Source organism: Flavobacterium sp., from assembly GCF_035456225.1.
Taxonomy (GTDB): Bacteria; Bacteroidota; Bacteroidia; order Flavobacteriales; family Flavobacteriaceae; genus Flavobacterium.
Genome location: NZ_DATIDM010000117.1, coordinates 1 through 3889, shown reverse-complemented (window position 1 = coordinate 3889; position 3889 = coordinate 1). Strand labels below are relative to the sequence as shown.

Below are 3889 nucleotides of genomic sequence, written 5' to 3'. Positions count from 1 at the left end.
ACTTCCGCCCACATACCTTCTTTTCTGGTCTACTCCGAAAACTACTTTATCGTCTTTTTGAGCAGTTCCCAATTTATGGTAATACAATTTATGCTGATCGGTTTTAGCAGAAAGTTCGCTTCCCTTAGGTTTGTCATAACTTGAGTAATAGAAACCGTCATTGCCTTTCCACGATACACCGCTGAATTTCACATCCACAATAGTGTCTTCCAATACTTTTCGGGAAATAGCATCCATGATGATTACCTTACGCCAGTCGCTTCCCCCTTCGGAAATAGCATAAGCCACTTTAGAGCCGTCTCTGGAGAAATCCAGTCCGCCCAGAGAAGTGGTTCCGTCTTTGGAAAACGTATTCGGATCCAAGAAGATTTCCTCTTTTCCGGAAGCATCTTTTCGGTACAAAACCGACTGGTTCTGCAAGCCGTTGTTTTTATAGTAATACGTAAACTTCCCTTCTGTGAAAGGTGCCGAAATTTTTTCGTAATTCCACAGTTTTTGCATGCGTGTCATTATGGCATCGCGATACGGGATTCGTTTCAGATAATGGTTTGTAAGATTGTTTTGTGCTTTTACCCAGGCACCGGTTTCTGCCGAACGGTCGTCTTCAAGCCAACGGTAAGGATCGCTTACTTTTGTACCGAAATAGGTGTCTGTATGTTCAACTTTTTTTGTTTCGGGATATTTGATGTCGCCCTTGGGTTTGGGAGCTTGTGCATTCATGGTCAAACTACAGATTATGGCAGTTGCGGTTACTATGTTCTTCATGTGTTGTTTGTTTGATTTTCACAAATATAGTCAAACTTCATTTGCTGATTTTAACTTTTTGAAAACCTTAAGCGTTAAAGATTGATTAAAAATTAAAATTAATCCCTAAAATAATATTTCTTCCGATGTTCGGAATAGCATCTGTTTTTAAGCGGGACAGATGCGAAATATACGTTTTGTCCAGCAGGTTGTTGGCGTTCAGAGAAAGATCGAATTTCTTTTTTCCGATGTTGATGTTTCCGCCAAAACCAAGGTTTAATAAGGCGTAATCATCTGTTTTGGTTTCAAACGGGCTGACGTTGTTCTGCTTCAGAAAGTAATCGATGTTGAGCAATGCGTAACCGCTTTTAAACCAGTTTTGGATGTCAAATTCGGTTCGTATTGTGTTTGAAAATTTGTTTGCCGGAATCAATGGTAAATAGTCGTTATTGTCTTGTTTGCCGGTAACACTTTCGAAACTGCTTACTAAATGCAGCCAGTCTAACGGATGGGGATGATAGTGAACGCCGATTTCCCCGCCATATAATTTTGCATTTCCCTGAACATAATCATACACATCGTTACCGTCAATTTGCGTTCCGGCCGGTGAAAGAAAAATGTAATCGTTGATGTGATTGTAAAAACCATTGGCGAAAAACTCAAAATGTGCATTGCTATATTCCAGATTCAAATCCAGTTGAAAGTTCTGTTCGTTTTTTAAATCCGGATTTCCTACTTCATAACGGTTACTGCCTTCATGAACGCCGTTGGAAGTCAGTTCCGCTAAATTAGGAGCGCGGAATCCGGAAGCTATATTAGCGCGGACGGTCAGATTCTTAAGCAATTTTGTTTTGTATCCCAAAGACGCGTTGAAGCTTTCGAAATTTTTGTTTACGGCTTCAAAATAACCTTCTTCTCCAACTGTTCCGTGGGTTTCTGAATCAATTTTTCGGCTGTCATAGCGAATTCCGGCCTGTAATGTATGCGAGTTCCATTCGTAATTAGAGGTTGCCAAAAAACCTATATCGTTGGTAGTCGCATCGGGAATCAGCATTTCTTTCCCACTGTTTTCATTGGTCTGATGCAGTCCCTGAACACCTATGATCGTTTCCAGATTTCCGGATTTCGGCAGGTATAATTTTACATTGTAGCTCGCCGTTTTCAGTTTCATGTGTAACGCAGTTTCATCAGCGGCTTCGAGTTCTTTCCGGTTGTTGAAGGTGTATCCCAAATCGGCTTCCAGTTTCGTTTTTTTTATGAAAAATTTCTGGTGCAGGCTCAACAGATGATTGTCGATGTCCTGTTTCGGATACAAAGGCGTACGGAAATGTTCCGGTGCGATGTCTTCTTCGGGTAAACCGATATTTAAATTGTTGTAATTGTATCGGAATTCCGAATTGTAATGGATGTTGGAATACCCCAATCCGATTTTATAATCTTTCTCGATAAATCGGGTATTGATTACTTTTTCGCCCGAAGGGATTTCATAGTCGGCATGTGTGGAATAGCTTGCCCGAGTGAGGAATTTCCAATTGTCGGAAGAAGATTTGATGCCTAAAGTGGAATTGCTTCCCTGTGTGTTGGAAAACAGTTTCTGATTAAAATTTCCCGAGAACGTATTGGCTTTGGCAAATTTTTCAGGATTGAAATACAATACGCCGCCCAACGCATCAGAACCGTAAAGGAGGGAAGCCGGTCCTTTGATGACTTCAACGCTTTCCACACCGGCATCGCTCATTCCCAAGCCGTGTTCTTCACCGAATTGTTGGTTTTCCATGCGAATACCTTGCGTATATACCAGCACACGATTGCCGCTTAAACCTCTGATTACCGGTTTTCCGATGGAAGTTCCCGTGGATATCTGCGAAACTCCGGGAATTGTTGCCAGTCCTTCTACTAAAGTGGCCGCGCCTTTTTGTTGTAGTTGTTTCACCGATTGGTGTTCGACTTTCATTACGTTTTGCGATTGTACTTTGTTAAAAACCGTCGAAACAATCATTTCGTCCATATGGGTTGAGGTCTCTTCCAAAACGACATTTGCAAGCGTATTTTGCTGTTCGAGTGTTATGGAAAGGGTTTTGTTGGCATAGCCGATGCAGGAAAAGGTAATGCTGAAATGACCGTTGGGTAAATTGGTGAATTCGTATTTTCCGTTACTGTCGGAAATAGTTTCTTTGTGCAGCTCCGGAATGGCAACTGTAACGCTTTCAATAGCTTTATTATTATGGTCTGAAATGCTTCCGGTCAGCGTGTTTTGTCCGATAGCAATGACTGAAAACCCCAGGAAAAGGGCTGTAAAAAAGGATTTCATATGTTTTGGATTGAATTATTGTATAAGAAATGGTGCCGAAATTTTCGACAAAAATTAATTATCCAATAAAACAAGGAGGCCCCCGAAGCGGAATGAAATTACCTGAAAAGACAACGGGTTTTTCCGTAATCGAAAAAGATTGGCTTTTTGTTTCTGAAGTTTTTACAAGGGCGAAGGAGAAAAACTCGACCGGTATGTAATTACTGAAGGAAAAATCACAAGTGAAACAGTCGTCAAATTCATGATGGCTGTGTGAGAATTCCGTTTTGGAGTGGTCGTATTTGTGGTCGCAGTGTTCTTCTGTGAACTGCTTTGCCAAATGCTCATAAGAATGCGCTGATTGAAACAGTATTGCGAACAATAATGCAATCAGTAAAGAAAGGCTGAAATGTTGCAGTTTTTTATTCATTCCACACAAAGATAAGAAACACAAAAGAAAAATCCGTTTAACTTTTACGCTAAACGGATTTTAAATTCTTTATTACTTTACTCCTTAACCACCTTTTTAACCACCACTTCACCCTTCTCAGTAGTTAACCGTAACAAGTACATGCCCTGCGCCAAATTAGCTGTATTAATTTGATTAACAAACACCTGGTTAAGGATTTGCTTACCCGCAATATCACACAATTCCAGTTGCGTAAAACCGGTTTCGCTTTCTATTTGTAGCACATTGCCAAACGGGTTAGGATACACTTTGGTGTTGTCTTTTACAAAATTCTGTGCACTGGCCGTACAGCCTGCATAATTGAACAGGTCGGGATGGGAAGCTACCACCGCACCCTGAAAACTTAAAGTAGCCCGTTGGGGAGCAGTAAGCCACCATTGTTGCAC

At 41.0% G+C, this 3889-nt stretch carries 3 protein-coding genes and 1 pseudogene; all 4 read right to left on the bottom strand.

Annotation, left to right across the window (positions count from 1 at the left end; all coding sequences use genetic code 11):
- Positions 1 to 720 (bottom strand): annotated as a pseudogene (locus tag VLB74_RS07165) (prolyl oligopeptidase family serine peptidase); the annotation flags it as partial.
- Between the two features lie 130 nt (positions 721 to 850).
- Positions 851 to 3055: a TonB-dependent receptor gene (locus VLB74_RS07160; protein ID WP_325202776.1), complete on the bottom strand. Its 2205-nt coding sequence runs from the start codon at positions 3053 to 3055 to the stop codon at positions 851 to 853.
- Between the two features lie 58 nt (positions 3056 to 3113).
- Positions 3114 to 3464 (bottom strand): hypothetical protein, encoded by a 351-nt coding sequence (locus tag VLB74_RS07155; RefSeq protein ID WP_325202775.1) that lies wholly within the window; start codon positions 3462 to 3464, stop codon positions 3114 to 3116.
- A gap of 77 nt (positions 3465 to 3541) precedes the next feature.
- Positions 3542 to 3889: T9SS type A sorting domain-containing protein (locus tag VLB74_RS07150; RefSeq protein WP_325202774.1), on the bottom strand; the 348-nt coding region annotated here is incomplete at its 5' end.